This is a genomic window from Grimontia sp. NTOU-MAR1, from assembly GCF_035758505.1.
GTDB classification, from domain to species: domain Bacteria; phylum Pseudomonadota; class Gammaproteobacteria; order Enterobacterales; family Vibrionaceae; genus Enterovibrio; species Enterovibrio marinus.
The window spans coordinates 1,580,803-1,599,582 of sequence record NZ_CP142108.1 but is presented as its reverse complement, the minus strand read 5'-3'; the positions used below and the strand labels follow the sequence as shown (position 1 = coordinate 1,599,582).

Here is an 18,780-nt window from a genome sequence, read left to right as displayed (position 1 = left end):
AAAAAGCCGGGATGCTTGATTCTCTCTGGAATCATTCCACGGCACTGCTTTCACTATAAGCGAATGAAAAGCAGGGCATCTTAAAGAGATTGTATAAGGGAGAAAAGAGGCGGGATGAACTTGCGTAAGCGCTTGTGTCACCAACGGCTTACGGAGTGTAAAGTTCCGTGGTTTACAGTATGTGACATTGGTCAATGTGAATTCAATTCATGATTGGAATGAGAAAAGACCATGTTCACTCAGGCAAAAAAAATGTGATTCCTACTACCTGTTGCGCAACAAATTTTGTAGAATCGCAGCCAATAGGAATGCAATGACGAAAACGTTTGCGTCCGCGTGGATACTGGCGTTTTTAATTTGGTGTAAATCAACCCAAGCCAGGTTGAGCAGATAATTTGCTAGCGCGAGTTATCCGGTCAACTTGGTACCCAGGGAACTATCTGAGTCAGGAGATACAGATGCTAAAGCGTGACATGAACATCGCTGATTACGATGCGGAGCTGTTTGCCGCGATCCAGGAAGAAACTGCACGTCAGGAAGAGCACATCGAGCTCATCGCGTCAGAAAACTACACCAGCCCTCGCGTTATGGAAGCGCAAGGTTCCCAGCTGACGAACAAATATGCGGAAGGCTACCCAGGCAAGCGCTACTACGGCGGTTGTGAGTATGTAGACAAAGCGGAAGCGTTGGCTATCGACCGTGCATGTGAACTCTTCGGTGCCGAGTACGCGAACGTTCAGCCTCACTCAGGTTCTCAGGCGAACAGTGCAGTGTATATGGCGCTGCTTAATCCGGGCGACACTGTTCTGGGCATGAGCCTGGCTCATGGTGGTCACTTGACTCACGGTTCACCGGTTAACTTCTCTGGTAAGCACTACAATGTGATTCCTTACGGTATCGACGAAGCAGGCCAAATCAACTACGACGAGATGGAATCACTGGCGCTTGAGCACAAACCTAAGATGATTATCGGCGGTTTCTCTGCCTACTCACAAATCGTTGATTGGGCGCGAATGCGTGAGATTGCAGACAAATCAGGCGCTTACCTGCTTGTTGATATGGCGCACGTTGCTGGTCTTGTTGCAGCCGGTGTATACCCAACGCCAATCCCACATGCACACGTTGTGACTACTACCACCCACAAAACCCTGGCGGGACCACGCGGCGGTCTTATACTGTCTAATGCAGGCGAAGATATGTACAAGAAGCTGAATTCAGCTGTCTTCCCAGGTGGTCAGGGTGGTCCTTTGATGCACGTGATCGCGGCAAAAGCAGTTGCTTTCAAAGAAGCGATGGAGCCAGAGTTCAAAGCTTACCAGCAGCGTGTTGTTGACAATGCAAAAGCCATGGTAGGTCAGTTCCAAGAGCGCGGTTACAAGATCGTATCTGACAGTACTGAAAACCACCTGTTACTTGTGGATCTGATTGACAAGAACATCACGGGTAAAGATGCAGATGCAGCGCTGGGTGCAGCAAACATCACTGTGAACAAGAACAGCGTGCCAAACGACCCACGTAGCCCATTCGTCACTTCTGGTATCCGTGTTGGAACCCCGGCGATCACCCGCCGTGGTTTTACTCAGGAAGATACGAAAGAGCTGGCGAACTGGATGTGTGATGTTCTGGATGACATTGAAAACGCAGAAGTTATCGAAGCAACCAAAGCGAAGGTGCTGGAAATCTGCAAACGCCTTCCAGTTTACGCATAAGTCGTTATCTGATTGAAAAAAGCACCTTCGGGTGCTTTTTTTGTGCCTGTTTTCACCACTTTCCCGCTTTCTCAAGTCTGCAAATCGGTTACACTGTTCAGCAATTGTTTAAGGAGGCGAGATGCACTGTCCATTTTGTGGTGCGAATGACACCAAGGTCATTGATTCACGACTGGTCGCAGACGGCCATCAGGTGCGTCGTCGTCGCCAGTGTTTGGCGTGTAACGAACGTTATACCACGTTCGAAACTGCAGAGCTGGTGATGCCGCGTATCATCAAAACTAATGGCAACCGAGAGCCATTTAACGAAGATAAATTGCGTGGCGGTATTCAACGAGCTCTCGAAAAGCGTCCGGTGAGCACAGACGATATCGAAAAGTCTATTAACACCATCAAATCAACCATTCGCGCTACAGGCGAACGTGAGGTGTCTTCGACATTGGTAGGCAATCTGGTGATGGATGCACTGAAAGAACTTGATAAAGTCGCATACATTCGCTTTGCTTCTGTGTATCACAGTTTTGAAGATATCCGAGATTTCGGTGAAGAAATAGCCCGCCTGGAAAAATAAGCGGTTACATGTTTTCAATTTTTGACACTCAAATGATGCTGCGCGCGCTTGAACTGGCGAAACGCGGTATTTACACCACTGCTCCTAATCCGAATGTTGGCTGCGTGATTACTCAAGGCGATGACATCGTCGGAGAGGGTTTTCATTTCCGTGCCGGAGAGCCTCATGCGGAAGTGCATGCGTTGCAGGCTGCTGGTGAGAAAGCTAGAGGCGCCACTGCTTACGTTACCCTTGAGCCTTGCTCTCACCATGGGCGAACACCACCTTGTGCTGATGCATTAGTTGCGGCGGGCGTTAGCCGCGTAATATGTTCCATGGTAGACCCGAATCCGAAAGTGGCTGGACGTGGTATACAGCGCATGCGTGATGCAGGTATTCAGGTCGAGGTCGGTTTAATGCAGGCGCAGGCTGAAGCGCTCAACCCTAGTTTCATCAAGGTGATGAAAACCGGTCTGCCGTTCGTCCAGTTAAAGCTTGCCTCCAGTCTTGATGGTCGTACAGCGCTGGCAAATGGTCAGAGCAAGTGGATAACCGGGGCTGAAGCCCGTGCAGATGTTCAGGCGTTTCGTGCTCAGGCCAGCGCAATTCTCTCAACCAGTCAGACGGTACTGGATGATAATCCATCTCTTAACGTGCGTTGGGAAGAGCTGCCTGACGTTGTTAAAGCAGAGTATGCCCAAGATGATTTGCGTCAACCGGTACGCGTGATACTGGATACCCAGAGGAAGGTGAGTGAACATGCCCACCTTTTCTCTTTGGAAGGTGACGTTATTATAGTGACAGCTTCTCAAGCAGAACCAGACAATGATGCGTATAAAGTGCTGACTGTTGCAAAAGACTCAGGAAAGCTTGACCTGAACATTACCATGCGTGCATTGGCATCAGATGGTATCAGCCATATCTGGGTAGAAGCAGGTGCCACGCTGGCGGGTAGTTTGCTGAATGCAGGCTTAGTGGATGAGCTGATCGTCTATCAAGCACCAAAACTCATGGGCATCGATAGCCGTGGTTTGGTTAACCTGAAGGGAATGACCTGCATGAACCAGGTGCCAACCTTCGAGTTGACTGACGTGACCTGCATTGGCAACGATGTGCGTCTTCGCATGCAAAAGCCGCAGTCCGAGTAAAATTTAAAGTGAATTAGTATGTTTACAGGAATTATTGAAGCGGTTGGTCACATTCAGAAAATCACCCCAAAAGGTGGAGATATTTCGCTAACCGTGGAGAGTGGCAAGCTGGACCTGGCTGATGTCAAGCTAGGTGACAGTATTGCCACTAATGGTGTGTGTCTGACCGTGGTTGCCTTGACTGGAAACGGTTATGTGGCAGATCTGTCGGGTGAAACGTTGAATCGCACTGCGTTTGCAACGTATAAAGCAGGCCAGAAAGTGAACCTGGAAAAAGCCATGTTGCCAACGACACGTTTTGGCGGTCATATGGTATCCGGCCATGTTGACAGTGTCGCGACTGTGGTTTCTCGTACCCAAACAGGGCGTGCAATTGAGTTTTGGCTTGAAGCGCCAACGGCGCTTGCTAAATATCTGGCAGAAAAAGGCTCTGTCACTATTGATGGTATCAGCCTGACGATCAACGCGATTGATGGCAACCGATTCAAACTGACCATTGTGCCTCATACCGCACTGGAAACGACGATTGAAGATTTCGTCGTCGGACATCAGGTCAACATCGAGGTGGATGTGATTGCCCGCTACCTTGAACGATTAATGATGGGCGACCGAGCAGCGCTGCAAAGTGGTGTTGGAGGTTTGACCATGGCAAAGCTCGCCGAATCGGGCTTTTTGAGATAACTGAACCGAACAAACCGGTAAGAACAGGGACAGAACCATGCCAATCAGCAGTGCAGAAGAGATTATCGAAGATATCCGTCAGGGCAGAATGGTTATCCTGATGGACGATGAAGATCGCGAGAATGAAGGCGACCTTATCATTGCAGCAGAAAAAATCACGCCGGAAGCCATCAACTTTATGGCGACATATGGCCGCGGTCTGATTTGTCTCACCATGACTAAAGATCGTTGCCAACGCCTTGGTTTACCGCTGATGGTCAGCGATAATAACGCGCAGTTCTCCACGGCCTTCACTGTTTCGATTGAAGCGGCCGAAGGGGTAACAACGGGTATTTCTGCCGCCGATCGTGCACGCACAGTAGAAGCAGCCGTTGCACCCAATGCAGTTGCCGCTGACTTGGTTCAGCCAGGACATATTTTCCCGTTGATGGCGCAGGATGGTGGCGTGCTGACCCGAGCTGGTCACACCGAGGCAGGTTGTGATTTGGCGCGTCTTGCTGGCTTCTCTCCAGCAGGTGTGATTGTTGAAATACTTAATGAAGATGGCACCATGGCACGCCGTCCGGACCTGGAAAAGTTCGGAGAGAAGCATGGCATCAAGCTAGGCACCATCGCTGATTTGATTGAATATCGTAACAATAACGAAACCACCATTGAGCGCGTGGCAGAATGTAAACTGCCAACCGAGTATGGTGAGTTTGATCTGATCACTTACCGCGACACCATCGACAGCCAGGTGCATTATGCCCTGCGCAAAGGTGAGGTGAGCAACCAGCCAACGCTGGTGCGTGTTCACCTGCAGGATACCTTTACGGACTTACTGCACTCTGACCGATCAGCAGAGCGTAGTTGGTCATTGAGTGATGCGATGAAACGTATCAATGCTGATGGTGGAGTGCTGGTTATTCTGGGTAAAGAAGAGTCTTCTTCGTCCATCATCAACAAAGTACGTACCTTCGAAGCGCAGGACAAAGGCGAGAAACCGGCAGCTGCCAAATGGCAGGGCACCAGCCGCCGTGTTGGTGTGGGCTCGCAAATCTTGGCGGATTTGGGTGTGACGGATATGCGTTTGTTATCCTCTACTAACAAGCGCTACCATGCACTATCTGGCTTTGGCCTGAAAGTGGTCGAGTACGTCGTCGACTAAACTAAAACGATGCTGACAGAGAAAACGCAGCCTATGCTGCGTTTTTTAATTTATAGCCTGTAGGATTCGACGCAAATTCCCGCCCGGATAACCGCTGGCGGCTTTGCAGAAAAGTGTGATAGAATCCCGCGGTTTCTCAATCCGGATAAATAAGTCACAGGAAGGCCCATGAAGGTAATCGAAGGTGCGTTCGCAGCACCAAATGCTCAAGTTGCTATCGTTATCTCCCGTTTCAACAGCTTCATTAACGAAAGCCTGCTGGATGGTGCTATTGATGCGCTGAAGCGTCAGGGCCAGGTAAGCGAAGACAATATCACTGTAGTACGTTGCCCAGGCGCCTACGAGCTGCCATTGGTGGCGCAACGTGTTGCTAAAAGCGGCCGTTACGACGCAATTATCGCGCTGGGATCCGTGATCCGAGGCGGTACGCCACACTTTGACTATGTGGCCGGAGAATGTAACAAAGGTCTGGCACAGGTAGCACTGGAGTTTGATACTCCTGTTGCATTCGGTGTGCTGACCGTAGACACCATTGAACAAGCCATCGAACGCGCGGGTACCAAGGCTGGTAATAAAGGGGCAGAGGCTGCACTAAGCGCGCTTGAAATGGTAAACGTACTGTCCCAAATCGAATCCTAATCGGGGGTTACTGTGAAACCAGCCGCACGGCGCAATGCGCGCCATTTTGCACTACAAGCGATTTACTCATGGCAACTGACGCAAGGTAACGTAGCTGATATCGAAGCTCAATTCCTGGCAGCAGACAACTATGAAGAAGAAGAGCATCAAGCAGAAGAACCACGTCTGCGCCAACCAGAAACTGACGTAGATTATTTCCGTGATCTGCTGGCGGGTGTCGTTCTGAACTATCAGGAAATGGACAGCAAAATGCGTCCTTACCTGTCTCGTCCAATTCAGGATCTGGATGAAATGGAACATGCACTTCTTCGTCTGGCTATGTATGAACTGTGCAAACGCGAAGACGTTCCTTACAAAGTAGTTATTAACGAAGCGATTGAGCTGGCGAAGCGTTTCGGCGCAGAAGACAGCCACAAATTCGTGAACGGTGTGCTGGATAAAGCGGTACCGACGCTGCGTAAAAAGTAATATCGAGTTAAGACTTCAAAGGCCAGCCACGCTGGCCTTTTTCTTAGGGATGGAATAATGGCCGGTAACGAATTCGACCTGATAAACCGTTACTTTAAATCGCAGCCAGTCACGCGCCGCGATGTGGACTTGGGGATTGGAGATGATGCTGCCGTCATCACTGTGCCGGAAAACTGCCAACTGGTCGTCACGACCGATACCTTGGTAGCAGGCACCCACTTTCTCCCCGATGCTGATCCTGTAAAAGTCGCGCATAAAGCGCTGGCTTCCAACTTAAGCGATCTTGCTGCCATGGGCGCTATGCCCGCATGGTGCTCTCTTGCTTTGACACTCCCTGAACCAAATGAAACTTGGCTTTCAGCGTTTTGTGAAGGCTTTTATAAGCTTGCTGAATACTACCACGTCCAACTGGTTGGTGGTGACACGACCAAAGGCCCCCTGAGTATTACGATTACGCTTCAGGGTTTTGTCCCTGCTGGTAAAGCCACTCGTCGTGATGGCGCAAAAGCGGGTGATTGGCTTTATGTGACAGGCAACCTTGGCGACAGTGCTGCGGGTCTTTCAGTCATCTTAAATGGCAAAAAACCAAAGAATGACACTGAAATTACACTGCTTAACCGTCACTATTATTCTGAGCCGAGAATTCTTGCAGGGCAGGCGCTGCGTGAAATTGCTTCGTCGGCACTGGATATCTCTGATGGTCTTGTGGCGGATCTCAAGCACATCCTGAAAGCCAGTAGCGTGTCTGCCGTTATTAATGCGGAAACCCTACCAGTATCGGAAGAGTTAGTGGCGTTTGCTGGCGGTGAAGAAGTGGCAGCGAAAATCGCACTGACCAGTGGCGAAGAGTATGAGCTTTGTTTTACTGTACCTGAGAGCCATCGTGGTGCGGTGGATGCGGCCTTTGCACATACTAATACTGCTGTGACCTGTATCGGTCAGATTCGCCATGGTGAAGGCGTAACAGTGCAATGGCAGGACAAACCTGTCGATTGGTCCCTGAGCGGTTGGGATCATTTCTCCGAGTGATGTATGGATAATCCAATTAGTAAAATTCGTCTTTCCAATCCTGTTCATCTTTTGGCAACAGGCTTTGGCTCTGGCCTCTCTCCCATTATGCCGGGCACCATGGGTACGCTGGCTGCGGTGCCGTTTTATTATTTGCTTGTGAGCTTGTCTCCCCTCGCATTGGCAATCGCTATTGTGGTTGGTTCTCTGGTGGGGATTTACCTTTGCGAACGCACCTCAAGTGATATGGGCGTGCATGATCATGGCAGTATTGTCTGGGATGAGTTTGTCGGCTTTTGGATCACCATGTTCCTTGTCCCTGTGACTGATTGGCAGGTTGTGCTGGCTGGATTTATCATTTTCAGGTTTTTCGACATGGTCAAGCCTTGGCCTATCAGTTGGCTGGATAAGAAAGTGCATGGCGGCTTTGGGATCATGCTGGATGATATTGTGGCAGGTTTGATGTCAATGGTGATACTTTGGATAGGCTACACGTACTGGCTCAGTTAGTCTGTGGCATTACGAAATAGAAAACGGCGCTGAATGCGCCGTTTTTAGTATATTTTTTATAAGTTATTCACCCAGATAACGTCGGATTTTTGCTTCAATGCCTTTACCGTCTATCTCGAGTTCTTCGTGCAATTCCTGCTGTGTGCCTTGGTGGATAAACTTATCTGGCAAACCAATTTGGAGCACTGGTTTGATTTGACGTGACTTCATCAGATACTCAAGCACACCTGAACCTGCTCCGCCGGAAATCGCATTCTCTTCGACTGTCACCAGTACATCATGAGACGTGGCAAGCTCGTCGATAAGAGCTTCGTCCAATGGTTTTACAAAGCGCATATCTGCAACGGTAGCGTTCAAGTTCTCCGCCGCTTCCAGTGCATAAGGCATCATGGTACCGAAGTTCAGGATAGCAATCTTTTCACCTTGACGGCGAATGACACCTTTACCGATGGATAGCGCAGTCATGACCTCTTCTACCTTGGCGCCACAGCCGTTACCGCGTGGATAGCGAACGGCGCTTGGCCCCTGATGAGTGTGGCCGGTGTAGAGCATTTGGCGACATTCATTTTCGTCACTCGGCGCCATGATCACCATATTTGGAATGCAACGCATAAAGCTGAGATCGAATGCACCCTGGTGCGTTTGTCCGTCAGCCCCCACAAGGCCGCCACGGTCAATGGCGAACATGACTGGTAAGTTCATGATCGCCACATCATGGATCAATTGGTCATAACCGCGTTGTAGGAAGGTAGAGTAAATAGCAACGACAGGGTTGTAGCCACCAATCGCCATACCTGTACCTAGGGTGACAGCGTGTTGCTCCGCAATCGCGACGTCAAAGTAGCGATCCGGAAATTCTTTGGAGAATCGCACCATACCAGAGCCTTCGCGCATAGCTGGTGTTATCGCCAGAAGCTTCTCGTCTTCCATCGCCATATCACACAGCCAGTCTCCGAAGATCTTGGAGAAAGTAGGGCCTGATGATTTGGCTTTTGGAAGGGTGTTTTCAGCTGGGTTGAATTTAGGTACAGCGTGATAGCCAATCGGGTCTTTCTCCGCCGGCTCGTAGCCTTTGCCTTTTTTGGTCATGACATGCAGGAACTGCGGCCCTTTAAGGTTTCGCATGTTCTTGATGGTTTTGACCAGCTCTTCAACGTCATGGCCATCAACAGGGCCAATATAGTTAAAACCCAGCTCTTCAAACAGAGTGCCCGGCACCACCATACCTTTCAGGTGTTCTTCTGCGCGGCGGACCAACTCTTTAATCGGTGGCGCACCAGACAGCACTTTCTTGCCGCCTTCGCGGATTGAGGTGTAGAAATTACCCGAAAGCAGTTGTGCCAAATGGTTGTTCAGTGCGCCGACGTTTTCTGAAATCGACATTTCGTTATCGTTCAGGATCACCAGCATATCTGCGTGTACGTCGCCAGCATGGTTCATGGCTTCAAATGCCATACCGGCAGTGATCGCGCCGTCACCAATCACACTGACGACTTTACGTTCACGGCCTTCTTTAGCTGCCGCAATCGCAAGCCCTAGCGCTGCGCTGATTGAGGTTGAACTATGGCCAACAGACAGTACGTCATATTCGCTTTCTTCCCGCCATGGGAAAGGGTGTAAGCCGTCTTTTTGACGGATAGTTGTGAGTCTCTCGCGGCGGCCGGTCAGAATCTTGTGTGGATATGCCTGATGGCCTACATCCCAGATCAGGTGATCGAAAGGGGTATTATAGACATAGTGAAGTGCCACGGTCAGCTCAACGGCGCCAAGACCGGATGCAAAGTGGCCGCTTGAATGGCTGACGGAGTTGAGTAGATACGTTCTGAGCTCGTCGCACAACTTCGGCAGAACGTCACGTGGCAGCGTTCTGAGTTCGTCAGGTATGTCTGCCAGCGCGAGCGTTGGGTATTTAGAAATATCGAGAGTCATATATTCGTTTTATGGCGCTATTTGTTTTAGCTCTTGCGCTCGATGATATACCGGGCGAACAGTTCTAATTGCTCTGTATTGTAGGGGATCGCTTGCAGGGCTTGTAGTGCTTCTTGGTATAGATGCTCGGCTTTCTGCTGTGCGCCCTCCAGTCCCAGCAACGCCGGGTAGGTGCTTTTTTCCGCTTCGAGATCGGAACCTTGCGGTTTTCCAAGGGTTTCGGTGTCGCTGATAATATCTAAAATGTCATCCTGCACTTGGAAGGCAAGTCCGATGGTATTTGAAAATGTATCCAGTTCTGCGAGGTATGTTACACCTCTCTCACCCGCCGCCAATGCGCCGAGACGAACCGCACAGCGAATAAGGGCTCCGGTCTTGTGGCGGTGAATGGCTTCCAGCGCTGCTAAGTCGACTTTCCGACCTTCCGCTGCCAGATCTAATGCCTGCCCCAGACACATACCAGCAGCACCGGATGCAGATGCCAGCTCTTTCACCATTTGAATACGGTACGCGTTACCTTCCGCAGAAAGATCTCCCTCTGCCAGAATGGTGAAAGCCAGTGTCTGTAGGGCATCACCCGCAAGAATGGCACTCGCTTCATCATAAGCAACATGACAAGTTGGCTGACCGCGACGCAGTGCGTCATCATCCATGGCGGGTAAATCGTCATGGATAAGCGAATAAGCGTGAATACACTCAACCGCGGCTGCTGGGGTGTCCAGAGCCTCCTCCGGAGCGCCAAATAACTTACCAGTTACATAAGTCAGGTAAGGGCGAACACGTTTGCCGCCGAGTAACGCACCATGCTTCATTGCCTGGATCAAAGGCTGTTCATCGTTGCCGAGGTTGTCCAGCCAACGTGAAAGCTGCACATTGCTGCGGTTTTGGTAATAGATGAGGGTGGAAGTTAAAGCAGTGTCACTCATCGCGCGTGTCTTCAAATTTTTCCAAAGGGGCGTTGTCGTCTTGCACGAGCAAGATCTCCACGCGTTGCTCGGCGTCAGAGAGTGTCTTTTGTCCCTGGCGAGCCAGAGAAATCCCGCGTTCAAATTGCTTTAGCGCCGCGTCGAGCGGTAAATCACCACTTTCAAGGCCATTAACAATCGTGTCTAACTCTTTGAGTGTTTCTTCAAAGGTCATGTTCTCAGGTTTCTTAGCAGCCATGATAAATCCAGAACGATCAGAATGGCGGAGAAGTTAACCCAGTGCCTGTTAAGGGTCAAACGCTTGAGTGAAAATCTGCGCTGCTGGGGTAGATTTTCTGGGGTTATGGACGATTACGGCCTGAATTTTGCGTGTGTTTTCGACAGCGGCAAAAAATTGTCGTCCAACTCAATGTCTACTTACTCTATTCAGAAGTGGACATTTAGCTTAATCTTGAGAGGAAAATCTGCGTCTTGAGATGAGATGGGTATAAAATTTAAAGTACGCGCTAAATCTATCGCTACATCTGCCGTTAACGGAAGGGCAGACAGCGAATTCAGTCATACTCAAGCGGTTTAATAACCTGCAATCTCAGGTCGCTTGAGAATACGTCACTACTCTTTCTGGCTAGTAAAATTTAAGGGGATCGTTCCGTGGATCTGGCGACACTTCTAGGTATTTTGGGCGCCTTTGCCTTCATCGTCATGGCGATGTTGCTTGGTGGCACCATCAGCATGTTCGTAGATGTTCCTTCGACGTTAATCGTATTTGGTGGCAGCCTGTTTGTTGTATTGATGAACTACACCATGGGTCAGTTCTTTGGTGCATTTAAAATCGCGGGAAAGGCTTTTATGTTCAAAGCTGACGACCCGGAAGACCTTATTGCCAAAATCGTAGAGATGGCAGATGCAGCACGTAAAGGCGGTTTCTTGGCACTTGAAGAGATGGAAGTGACCAACTCTTTCATGAAGAAAGGGGTCGACATGCTGGTGGATGGTCACGATGCCGAAGTCGTGAAGATGACGCTTCAAAAAGACATTGTGATGACAGACGAGAGGCACGATGCTGGCGCACAATTTTACAGTGCCTTAGCAGACGTAGCCCCTGCCATGGGGATGATCGGTACACTGATCGGTCTGGTAGCCATGCTTTCAAACATGGACGATCCGAAAGCGATCGGCCCTGCGATGGCGGTAGCACTTTTGACAACACTCTACGGCGCAATGCTGGCAAACATGATTGCGATTCCTATCGCCAGTAAGCTTCGCCTGCGTAAAGATCAAGAGAAAATGAACCGACGTCTTATCATGGACGGTCTTTTAGCAATACAGGATGGTCAGAACCCACGTGTTATTGACGGCTACCTGAAGAACTACCTCAACGAGAAGAAACGTGCAGTTGACGTAGAGGGATAAGGAGTCGGGTATGGATGATGAATGCAAATGTCCCCCCCCAGGCCTACCAGCCTGGATGGGGACTTTCGCTGACTTGATGTCTTTGCTGATGTGTTTCTTCGTACTTCTACTTTCATTCTCGGAAATGGATGTATTGAAGTTCAAGCAGATCGCGGGCTCGATGAAATTCGCTTTCGGTGTACAAAACCTGCTTGAGGTAAAAGACATCCCGAAAGGTACCAGTGTGATTGCACAGGAGTTCCGCCCGGGCCGTCCAGAGCCCACGCCGATTGAAGTTATCATGCAGCAAACCATCGATATGACGCAGCGTACGCTCGACTTTCAAGATGGTGAATCAGAGCGTGCGGGTGGTTCACAACGCGATTCAGCAAAATTGGATGGGGGCTCTACTGCTACTGAAGCGTCCATGCAGGAGCAGGAACAAGACACAGAACAGATGTCGAGTACTGCCCAAATGGTCGTTCAAGCACTTGAGCGTGAAGTGGAAGAAGGAGCCGTTGAGGTAGAAAACCTGGGGCAGCAACTGATTATTCGCATTCGCGAAAACGGCGCTTTTCCGGCAGGCTCTGCTTTTCTACAGCCAAAATTTCGTCCTTTAGTCCGTCAGATCGCTGATTTAGTGAAAGACGTACCGGGCGAGATCCGTGTTTCCGGCCACACCGACAACTCACCGTTGGACTCCGAGCTTTATCGCTCTAACTGGGACCTATCTGCGCAACGCGCTGTTTCTGTTGCCCAGGAAATGGAAACAGTGACAGGTTTTGACCCAATGAGAATGCGGGTTGAGGGACTCGCTGGCTCTTCACCCCGCGTGCCGAATGATACACCTGAAGGCCGGGCTCAAAACCGTCGTGTGGAGATTGCCATTATGCAGGGTAAGCCGAAAGAATCTGATGAGATTTCTACCAGTGCTCCGGTTGAGCCTATTCAAGAAAACTGAATCGTTTGAATCCCTTACAAAAGGCAGCACATTGACGCTGCCTTTTTTGTTTTTGTACTCACTTCAGTGTGGTTATTTCGAATACGTTATGCTTAAGGTATAATCCGCGCCTTTGTTAAAGCCGTAGCGAAACCTGTTATGAAATTTATCGTAAAAATTCACCCTGAGGTGATGGTCAAAAGTGAATCTGTACGGAAACGCTTCACGAAAATTCTGGAAACTAACATCCGAAATATTCTTAAGCGAAAGTCAGACGCTATGTCGGTATTCAACCGTCGTGACCATATCGAGGTTTCGCTAAAAAACGATGCTGAGCGCGATATTGCACTGAGTGTGCTGACCAACACGCCGGGTATTCACCATGTGTTGGAAGTTGAGCAAACGCCGTTTACTGATCTGCATAACATCTATGAAATCGTGTCAGCAACGGTGGCACATCAGTTGAAAGGTAAGTCTTTCTGCGTGCGTGCCAAGCGTCGTGGCAATCATGACTTCACATCTATCGACGTCGAGCGCTACGTGGGTGGTGGCTTGAACCAAGATGTTGAATCAGCCCGTGTTCAGCTGAAAAAACCTGACATGGTTGTACATCTGGAAGTTGACAAAGAAAACGTCAATGTGGTTCGTGAGCGCTTTAAAGGGCAGGGCGGCTTCCCGCTGGGTACTCAGGAAGATGTGTTGAGCTTAATATCTGGCGGTTTCGACTCCGGCGTTTCCAGCTATCTGCACATCAAGCGTGGCAGTAAAGTTCACTATTGTTTCTTCAATCTCGGCGGCGCAGCACACGAGATTGGCGTTCAACAAACCGCCCACTACCTATGGGAGAAGTTTGGTTCTTCTGCCAAAGTGAAGTTCATTTCCATTGATTTTGAACCTGTTGTGGCAGAGATCCTTGAGAAAGTCGATGACGGCCAAATGGGTGTCGTGCTCAAGCGCATGTTTGTGCGAGCGGCTTCCATGGTAGCGGAAAAGTTTGGCATCCAGGCATTGGTGACCGGTGAAGCTTTAGGGCAGGTATCAAGCCAGACGTTGACCAACTTGCGTATGATCGACAACGTATCTGACACCTTGATCCTGCGTCCTTTGATCAACTGGGACAAAGAAGACATCATTAATCTGGCTCGCGAGATTGGTACTGAAGATTTCGCCAAGACCATGCCGGAATACTGTGGTGTGATTTCACGTAAACCAACCATCAAAGCTGAGAAAGCGAAGTTAGAAGCGGAAGAAGCGAACTTTGATTTCAGCATTCTGGATAAAGTGGTTTACGACGCACGAATCATTGATATCCGTGATATCGGCAAGCTGAGTAAAGAAAAAGCGCCAGACGTTGAACTGGTGGACGAAATTGCTAAAGGTGCCGTGGTGCTGGATATCCGTAGCCCTGAAGAAGAAGACGAAAAACCATTGGAAATTGATGGTGCGGAAGTGGTGCACATTCCATTCTTCAGACTGGCAACCAAATTCGGCGATCTAGACCAGAGCAAAACTTATTTGCTCTACTGTGATCGCGGCGTGATGAGCAGGCTGCAGGCTCTCTACCTGCAAGAAAATGGCTACGCGAATGTGAAGGTATACCGTCCGTAAGGCTGATCCGAGAAAGCGTAGCGAGAAGACTTAGAAACAAAAAACCGACCTTTCGAGGTCGGTTTTTTGGTTTGAGGTATACCCAGTGCAGGGTTAAGCGAATTTCTTTTCGTAATGGAGGTTGGGAATAATCACCATTGGTTCTACGACTTCTCGGGCTTTGTCTTTGCCTGCCAGCAAGTAAACAATCTCAATAGCAAACTCCAACGCAGTGCCCGGACCTTGGCTGGTGATCAGTTTGTGGTCGTGATCAGTGAAGACCCGACGGCTGTTCTGCTTATCTGCCGGAATATGGTCTATAAATGATGGGTGGCAGGTTTTATAAGCGTCTGGGAACAGCTGGTTCTTCTCAATCACCAAAGCAGGCGCTGCACAGATTGCCGCTACCCATTTCTGGTCACACTGCTGCTGCTTAATCATTTCAACAACCAACGCACTTTCCCCCAAGGCTTTAGCGCCTTCTACGCCGCCCGGTACAACAATGCAGTCAAATTCTTCATCCGCGACTTTGACTAGTGGAATGTCTGCGGTCAGCTTTACACCACGTGAGCAAGTCAAAGTGAGCTCACCGTTTTCTGCAGCACTTGCTGTTGTGACGTTGAATCCAGCACGTACCATAACGTCAATAACAGTGACGGCTTCCATTTCTTCTGTGCCTTGGGCCAGGCACACCAATACGCTAGGCGTGGTCATAGGATAGCTCCAAATTCTTGATGGCTTGATACAGCGCCCGGTTTTCCGGTACCGCTATATCGTGTGATTCTGCACGGCTGATAAGGTAGCCGGTAATAAAGTCGATTTCCGAACGGCGTTTGAAATGCACGTCCCGGTTCATCGAAGAGTGGTTTTCTGCAGTGGCTTTCGCGACCTGTAATGCGTGTTGTAAGACGTCACCCGATGCGACGTTTAATCCTTCGGCTTGCATGACCAAAGCGATCTCTTCACTTAATGTGTTTAGCTGCTCTCGCAAGCTATCAGAAAGCAACTCGCCATTCTGGCATTGACGCAGTGCAGTCATAGGATTGATCATACAATTGACGGCCAGTTTCCGCCAAAGCGCGGTCTGAATATCCTTTTCCCATTTGGCACTGGGTAGAGCATGGCTGAAAACGTCAGCAAGAAAGTCACACTGTTTTCCACTGACATTTGCACCACCCAGGCGTGTTTCCCCAAGGCCAGTATGTCGTAATACCGATGGAGAGATCTTTAAAGCGCCATGGGAGGTAGTGGCAAGCACCAGAGGGTTTGTGTCCAGTGTTTGAAGAACATCATTGGCTGTTCCCATACCGTTATGCATTAAAACCACGGGTGTATCCGGGTGAAGATGAGACTTAACAGCACTGATAGCGTCTATGACTTGGAAGGCTTTGACGCAAACCACAAGGCAATCGCTATCTTCACCCAAAGAGGGCTGGTTAGCAGAGAAAGTTTGCGGTTTTTGGTGCTCGAATCCCAGTGTTATCTGAGACTCCTCTTTGCGTGTAACAAAGTGAACCTGATGGCCAGCTTCAAACAGTTTTAGTCCCCATAATGCGCCGACCGCACCGGCACCGACAAGCGTAAAACGCATGCTTCATCCTTCTTTATTGATCTATAGGAAGCATACCATTGTTGTGACAGGAGCCGAATGCTGAAAAACAAAAAGGCAGCCATTTGGCTGCCTCTGAATATACATTTCTCTTCTGATTAGAAGTTGTATTGTACACGGTAGATCATCAGGTCTTGGTAATCTTTACGCGCCAGCTTATTCACCGTGTAACGGTAAAGAACGCCTGTTGACCAGTTTTGAGTGATGTTCCACATCGCGTTAACAGAACCGTTAAGGCCCCAGTCGTCGCCTTGTACAGCCGCGTAAGCGTCTTGGCGACCAAACTCGTATTCACCCCAGGTTGAAAAAGTGAAGTTCTGGCTACCGATGTTGGTGTTGTAAAAGCCAACCCAACCTGCCATGCCTCCGTTTGCACCGCTGATGTCACCAGAATTGATCTCGTGTACACCGATGAATGGAGTCAATGCCCAACCATCGCCTTTCAGGCCAGTGTAGCCCAGACCGATAACGCGGTTTTGCTCGTGGAAGCCTGCATCTGAATCAGTGTTGTACACTTGTGCGTAAAGGCTCACACCAGAGTCAGTCAGGTTGTAGTGGATAGTACCTTTAGCTGATGCGCCACGGTCACCTGTACCACGATCAACGCCTTCGTAGTCGTAGAAACCGTAGATTTGACCCCAAGTAAAACCAGCACCGCCTTCGATACCAATCACTGCTTGGTTGCGATCAGAAATATCGCCACCGAAGTTGTCATTGTCATTACCAAAACCGTGGTTCCAAACTTGGTAGTCTGCATACATGCCACCAAAGCCGAATAGGTATTCCGCTTGAGCTGGAACAGCAGCTGCTGCTGCCAGGACGCTAAGTGCTACTACTGATTTACGCATCTTGAGTTCTCTTTACACCGTCAGAAAAGAAATGGCAAAGACACCTATTGGTTGGACCTCCGCCGTAACGGGCGCCATTCTATGGGAAAGTTCAAAAAATAAAATGCAATGAAATCGCAATCGTTTGCTAATTGTGATTTAGATCCCGTTGAAAAGGATTGAATTAGAGATATATGTTTCAAAAGATGATCAGAAAGGCGGTTTAAACAGGATTTGAGATATGAATCCGCGACAATTGTCGCGGATTAAACACAGATTAGGTGGTTTCCTGCGCGTCTTGAAGCTTTCTAAAGTGTTTCCTGAGTCCCACAATCATGGCGAGGCTTGGAATGACCATGACAGTAGTGAGGATGAAGAAGAAAGACCACGGATCAAGCCAACTGATGTTGTGAATCCACTCAAACTGTTCAATCCAATCGACAAGAGAACCACTGAAGGATGAAAGGGTTGTCCTGCCAAGATTGCCGAGTGAAGCGAGCAAGGCATATTGAGTTGCAGAGAAAGCCCGGCCAGTAAGAAATGTCAGGAAAGACACAAAGGCTATCGTTGCGAATGCACTGGTAAAGTTGTCCACAATGATGGTGGCAAGGAATAAGTTCTCATTTGGCCCAACATGTGCCATCAACGCAAACATCAGGTTACTGGCGGCCATAGCAATACCACCAATCAGAAGCCCTTTCACGACACCGAAACGCACATTTATTGCACTACCAATTAAGGTGAAGACAACGGTCGCGCCCCAGCCAATTAGCTTGGAATAATAGCCAATTTGCTCATTGCTAAAGCCCACTTCCTTGTAAAACACGATCGACATACGGCCGAGGAAGGCTTCACCAATCTTGAACAAAAATACAAAGAGGAGAAGAGTGAGTGCGACTTTTACACCATTGCGCCTGAAGAATTCAGCAAAAGGTTCAACGATGGTCACTGAGAACCATACCAGAATGCTGTTCTCGCCTTGATTTAAACGCTTAGCGTAACGTGATTCAGCTTCAGCTTGCAGTTTGTCTCGTTGTGAGTCCGGCTCGCCAACAAATAGCGTAAACAGAATAAGAAGCACAATAAAACCTGCCATGCCGTAGTAAACGCCATTCCAGCCTATTGAATCAGCGTTGATAAAAGCGAAATAGCCAGGAAGGCTGTAACCTGTCCACCAACCAATCACAGCCATGGCGGCAGCCTGCGGCATTTTGGACTTTTCCTGCTCACCAAAACTGTCTATACGGAATGCATCTACAGCGATATCTTGGGTGGCCGAAGCCAGCGCAATGGTGAATGCAAGAACAGAGGTTAGCCAAAGGTTAAATGAAGGGTTGGTATTGGCGATGAGAAGTGTACAGACCAACATAATGACCTGCATCAGTAAGATCCAACTGCGTCGTTGACCCAAGGTGCGGTGCAGCACAGGTAATTTTACCCGGTCAATCAGTGGCGCCCACATCCAGTTGATCGCATATACCGCGAAAATAGAACCGAATAGACCGATTGCTGTTCTGGTAAGGCCAGCGTCTTTCAGCCAGCCTGACATGTTTGAACCAATCAAAAGCCATGGAAAGCCACTTGCGCAGCCCAACATGAAGACCCATAGGAGTCTGCGGTCAAGATAGCTATTCAGCGTCTCACGCCAAGTTGGATGGGAAGAGGGGGACATCAGTGTACGTCCTTGTTATCTGTATAGGGTAGAATCAT

The 18,780-nt window shown here is 49.3% G+C and carries 19 protein-coding genes; 12 read left to right on the top strand and 7 right to left on the bottom strand.

Features of this window, described 5'->3' with window-relative positions; translation table 11 throughout:
• Positions 1-458 precede the first annotated feature (458 nt).
• The 9 genes from glyA to pgpA all read left to right on the top strand — a co-directional run bounded on the left by glyA (position 459) and on the right by pgpA (position 7,860).
• The gene (gene glyA / locus VP504_RS07415) at positions 459-1,709 is read left to right on the top strand and encodes a serine hydroxymethyltransferase (protein WP_325893650.1); all 1,251 of its coding nucleotides are present in this window, start codon (positions 459-461) and stop codon (positions 1,707-1,709) included.
• Between the two features lie 121 nt (positions 1,710-1,830).
• Positions 1,831-2,280: a transcriptional regulator NrdR gene (gene nrdR / locus VP504_RS07410; RefSeq protein WP_002536993.1), complete on the top strand. Its 450-nt coding sequence runs from the start codon at positions 1,831-1,833 to the stop codon at positions 2,278-2,280.
• 8 nt (positions 2,281-2,288) lie between these two features.
• Positions 2,289-3,407 carry a bifunctional diaminohydroxyphosphoribosylaminopyrimidine deaminase/5-amino-6-(5-phosphoribosylamino)uracil reductase RibD gene (gene ribD, locus VP504_RS07405; RefSeq protein WP_325893648.1) on the top strand — a complete coding sequence of 373 codons (1,119 nt, stop codon included), beginning with the start codon at positions 2,289-2,291 and terminating at the stop codon, positions 3,405-3,407.
• An 18-nt stretch (positions 3,408-3,425) separates the two neighbouring features.
• Entirely contained in the window at positions 3,426-4,088 is a 663-nt protein-coding gene (locus tag VP504_RS07400) for a riboflavin synthase (RefSeq protein ID WP_325893647.1), read from the top strand.
• Between the two features lie 37 nt (positions 4,089-4,125).
• Complete coding sequence (gene ribBA, locus VP504_RS07395; protein ID WP_325893645.1) at positions 4,126-5,235, top strand: bifunctional 3,4-dihydroxy-2-butanone-4-phosphate synthase/GTP cyclohydrolase II; 1,110 nt, start codon at positions 4,126-4,128, stop codon at positions 5,233-5,235.
• 168 nt (positions 5,236-5,403) lie between these two features.
• On the top strand, positions 5,404-5,874 hold the full coding sequence (gene ribH, locus VP504_RS07390; protein ID WP_002536998.1) for a 6,7-dimethyl-8-ribityllumazine synthase: 471 nt from the start codon (positions 5,404-5,406) through the stop codon (positions 5,872-5,874).
• Positions 5,875-5,886: 12 nt separating this feature from the next.
• On the top strand, positions 5,887-6,342 hold the full coding sequence (nusB, locus tag VP504_RS07385; protein ID WP_002537000.1) for a transcription antitermination factor NusB: 456 nt from the start codon (positions 5,887-5,889) through the stop codon (positions 6,340-6,342).
• A 57-nt stretch (positions 6,343-6,399) separates the two neighbouring features.
• Positions 6,400-7,371, top strand: coding sequence for a thiamine-phosphate kinase (thiL, locus tag VP504_RS07380; protein WP_325893643.1), 972 nt, complete (start codon positions 6,400-6,402; stop codon positions 7,369-7,371).
• Positions 7,372-7,374: 3 nt separating this feature from the next.
• A complete protein-coding gene (gene pgpA, locus VP504_RS07375) occupies positions 7,375-7,860 on the top strand; it encodes a phosphatidylglycerophosphatase A (RefSeq protein WP_325893641.1) in 486 nt (161 codons plus the stop codon).
• A gap of 63 nt (positions 7,861-7,923) precedes the next feature.
• Here the strand turns inward: pgpA and dxs are convergent, their stop codons facing one another.
• From dxs to xseB, 3 genes are read right to left on the bottom strand one after another with little or no spacing between them, the layout of a single operon-like run.
• Positions 7,924-9,789 carry a 1-deoxy-D-xylulose-5-phosphate synthase gene (gene dxs, locus VP504_RS07370; protein WP_325893639.1) on the bottom strand — a complete coding sequence of 622 codons (1,866 nt, stop codon included), beginning with the start codon at positions 9,787-9,789 and terminating at the stop codon, positions 7,924-7,926.
• A 26-nt stretch (positions 9,790-9,815) separates the two neighbouring features.
• Entirely contained in the window at positions 9,816-10,715 is a 900-nt protein-coding gene (gene ispA, locus VP504_RS07365; RefSeq protein WP_325893637.1) for a (2E,6E)-farnesyl diphosphate synthase, read from the bottom strand.
• A complete protein-coding gene (gene xseB / locus VP504_RS07360) occupies positions 10,708-10,953 on the bottom strand; it encodes an exodeoxyribonuclease VII small subunit (RefSeq protein ID WP_325893635.1) in 246 nt (81 codons plus the stop codon). The genes ispA and xseB overlap by 8 nt, the downstream gene beginning before the upstream one ends.
• Before the next feature lie 413 nt (positions 10,954-11,366).
• Here xseB and pomA point away from each other — a divergent pair, with 413 nt between their 5' ends.
• The 3 genes from pomA (at position 11,367) to thiI (ending at position 14,655) form a co-directional block, all read left to right on the top strand.
• The gene (pomA, locus tag VP504_RS07355) at positions 11,367-12,128 is read left to right on the top strand and encodes a flagellar motor protein PomA (RefSeq protein ID WP_325893634.1); all 762 of its coding nucleotides are present in this window, start codon (positions 11,367-11,369) and stop codon (positions 12,126-12,128) included.
• Between the two features lie 10 nt (positions 12,129-12,138).
• Positions 12,139-13,068, top strand: coding sequence for a flagellar motor protein MotB (locus VP504_RS07350; protein ID WP_325893632.1), 930 nt, complete (start codon positions 12,139-12,141; stop codon positions 13,066-13,068).
• A 138-nt stretch (positions 13,069-13,206) separates the two neighbouring features.
• On the top strand, positions 13,207-14,655 hold the full coding sequence (gene thiI / locus VP504_RS07345) for a tRNA uracil 4-sulfurtransferase ThiI (RefSeq protein ID WP_325893630.1): 1,449 nt from the start codon (positions 13,207-13,209) through the stop codon (positions 14,653-14,655).
• Positions 14,656-14,748: 93 nt separating this feature from the next.
• Here thiI and VP504_RS07340 read toward each other — a convergent pair whose 3' ends face one another.
• From VP504_RS07340 to VP504_RS07325, 4 genes are all read right to left on the bottom strand, one after another.
• On the bottom strand, positions 14,749-15,348 hold the full coding sequence (locus VP504_RS07340; RefSeq protein ID WP_325893629.1) for a DJ-1 family glyoxalase III: 600 nt from the start codon (positions 15,346-15,348) through the stop codon (positions 14,749-14,751).
• Positions 15,335-16,225, bottom strand: coding sequence for a 2-dehydropantoate 2-reductase (locus VP504_RS07335; protein ID WP_325893628.1), 891 nt, complete (start codon positions 16,223-16,225; stop codon positions 15,335-15,337). Before VP504_RS07335 ends, VP504_RS07340 begins: the two co-directional genes overlap by 14 nt.
• Before the next feature lie 116 nt (positions 16,226-16,341).
• Positions 16,342-17,091, bottom strand: coding sequence for an outer membrane protein OmpK (locus VP504_RS07330; protein WP_325893627.1), 750 nt, complete (start codon positions 17,089-17,091; stop codon positions 16,342-16,344).
• A gap of 256 nt (positions 17,092-17,347) precedes the next feature.
• Positions 17,348-18,742: an AmpG family muropeptide MFS transporter gene (locus tag VP504_RS07325; RefSeq protein WP_325893626.1), complete on the bottom strand. Its 1,395-nt coding sequence runs from the start codon at positions 18,740-18,742 to the stop codon at positions 17,348-17,350.
• Between the last annotated feature and the right edge of the window lie 38 nt (positions 18,743-18,780).

Bases quoted from the DNA above. Each gene is read 5' to 3' on its own strand.
- glyA (WP_325893650.1), top strand. From the start codon at position 459: ATGCTAAAGCGTGACATGAACATCGCTGATTACGATGCGGAGCTGTTT.
- nrdR (WP_002536993.1), top strand. From the start codon at position 1,831: ATGCACTGTCCATTTTGTGGTGCGAATGACACCAAGGTCATTGATTCA.
- ribD (WP_325893648.1), top strand. From the start codon at position 2,289: ATGTTTTCAATTTTTGACACTCAAATGATGCTGCGCGCGCTTGAACTG.
- VP504_RS07400 (WP_325893647.1), top strand. From the start codon at position 3,426: ATGTTTACAGGAATTATTGAAGCGGTTGGTCACATTCAGAAAATCACC.
- ribBA (WP_325893645.1), top strand. From the start codon at position 4,126: ATGCCAATCAGCAGTGCAGAAGAGATTATCGAAGATATCCGTCAGGGC.
- ribH (WP_002536998.1), top strand. From the start codon at position 5,404: ATGAAGGTAATCGAAGGTGCGTTCGCAGCACCAAATGCTCAAGTTGCT.
- thiL (WP_325893643.1), top strand. From the start codon at position 6,400: ATGGCCGGTAACGAATTCGACCTGATAAACCGTTACTTTAAATCGCAG.
- pgpA (WP_325893641.1), top strand. From the start codon at position 7,375: ATGGATAATCCAATTAGTAAAATTCGTCTTTCCAATCCTGTTCATCTT.
- dxs (WP_325893639.1), bottom strand. From the start codon at position 9,789: ATGACTCTCGATATTTCTAAATACCCAACGCTCGCGCTGGCAGACATA.
- ispA (WP_325893637.1), bottom strand. From the start codon at position 10,715: ATGAGTGACACTGCTTTAACTTCCACCCTCATCTATTACCAAAACCGC.
- xseB (WP_325893635.1), bottom strand. From the start codon at position 10,953: ATGGCTGCTAAGAAACCTGAGAACATGACCTTTGAAGAAACACTCAAA.
- VP504_RS07350 (WP_325893632.1), top strand. From the start codon at position 12,139: ATGGATGATGAATGCAAATGTCCCCCCCCAGGCCTACCAGCCTGGATG.
- thiI (WP_325893630.1), top strand. From the start codon at position 13,207: ATGAAATTTATCGTAAAAATTCACCCTGAGGTGATGGTCAAAAGTGAA.
- VP504_RS07340 (WP_325893629.1), bottom strand. From the start codon at position 15,348: ATGACCACGCCTAGCGTATTGGTGTGCCTGGCCCAAGGCACAGAAGAA.
- VP504_RS07335 (WP_325893628.1), bottom strand. From the start codon at position 16,225: ATGCGTTTTACGCTTGTCGGTGCCGGTGCGGTCGGCGCATTATGGGGA.
- VP504_RS07330 (WP_325893627.1), bottom strand. From the start codon at position 17,091: ATGCGTAAATCAGTAGTAGCACTTAGCGTCCTGGCAGCAGCAGCTGCT.
- VP504_RS07325 (WP_325893626.1), bottom strand. From the start codon at position 18,742: ATGTCCCCCTCTTCCCATCCAACTTGGCGTGAGACGCTGAATAGCTAT.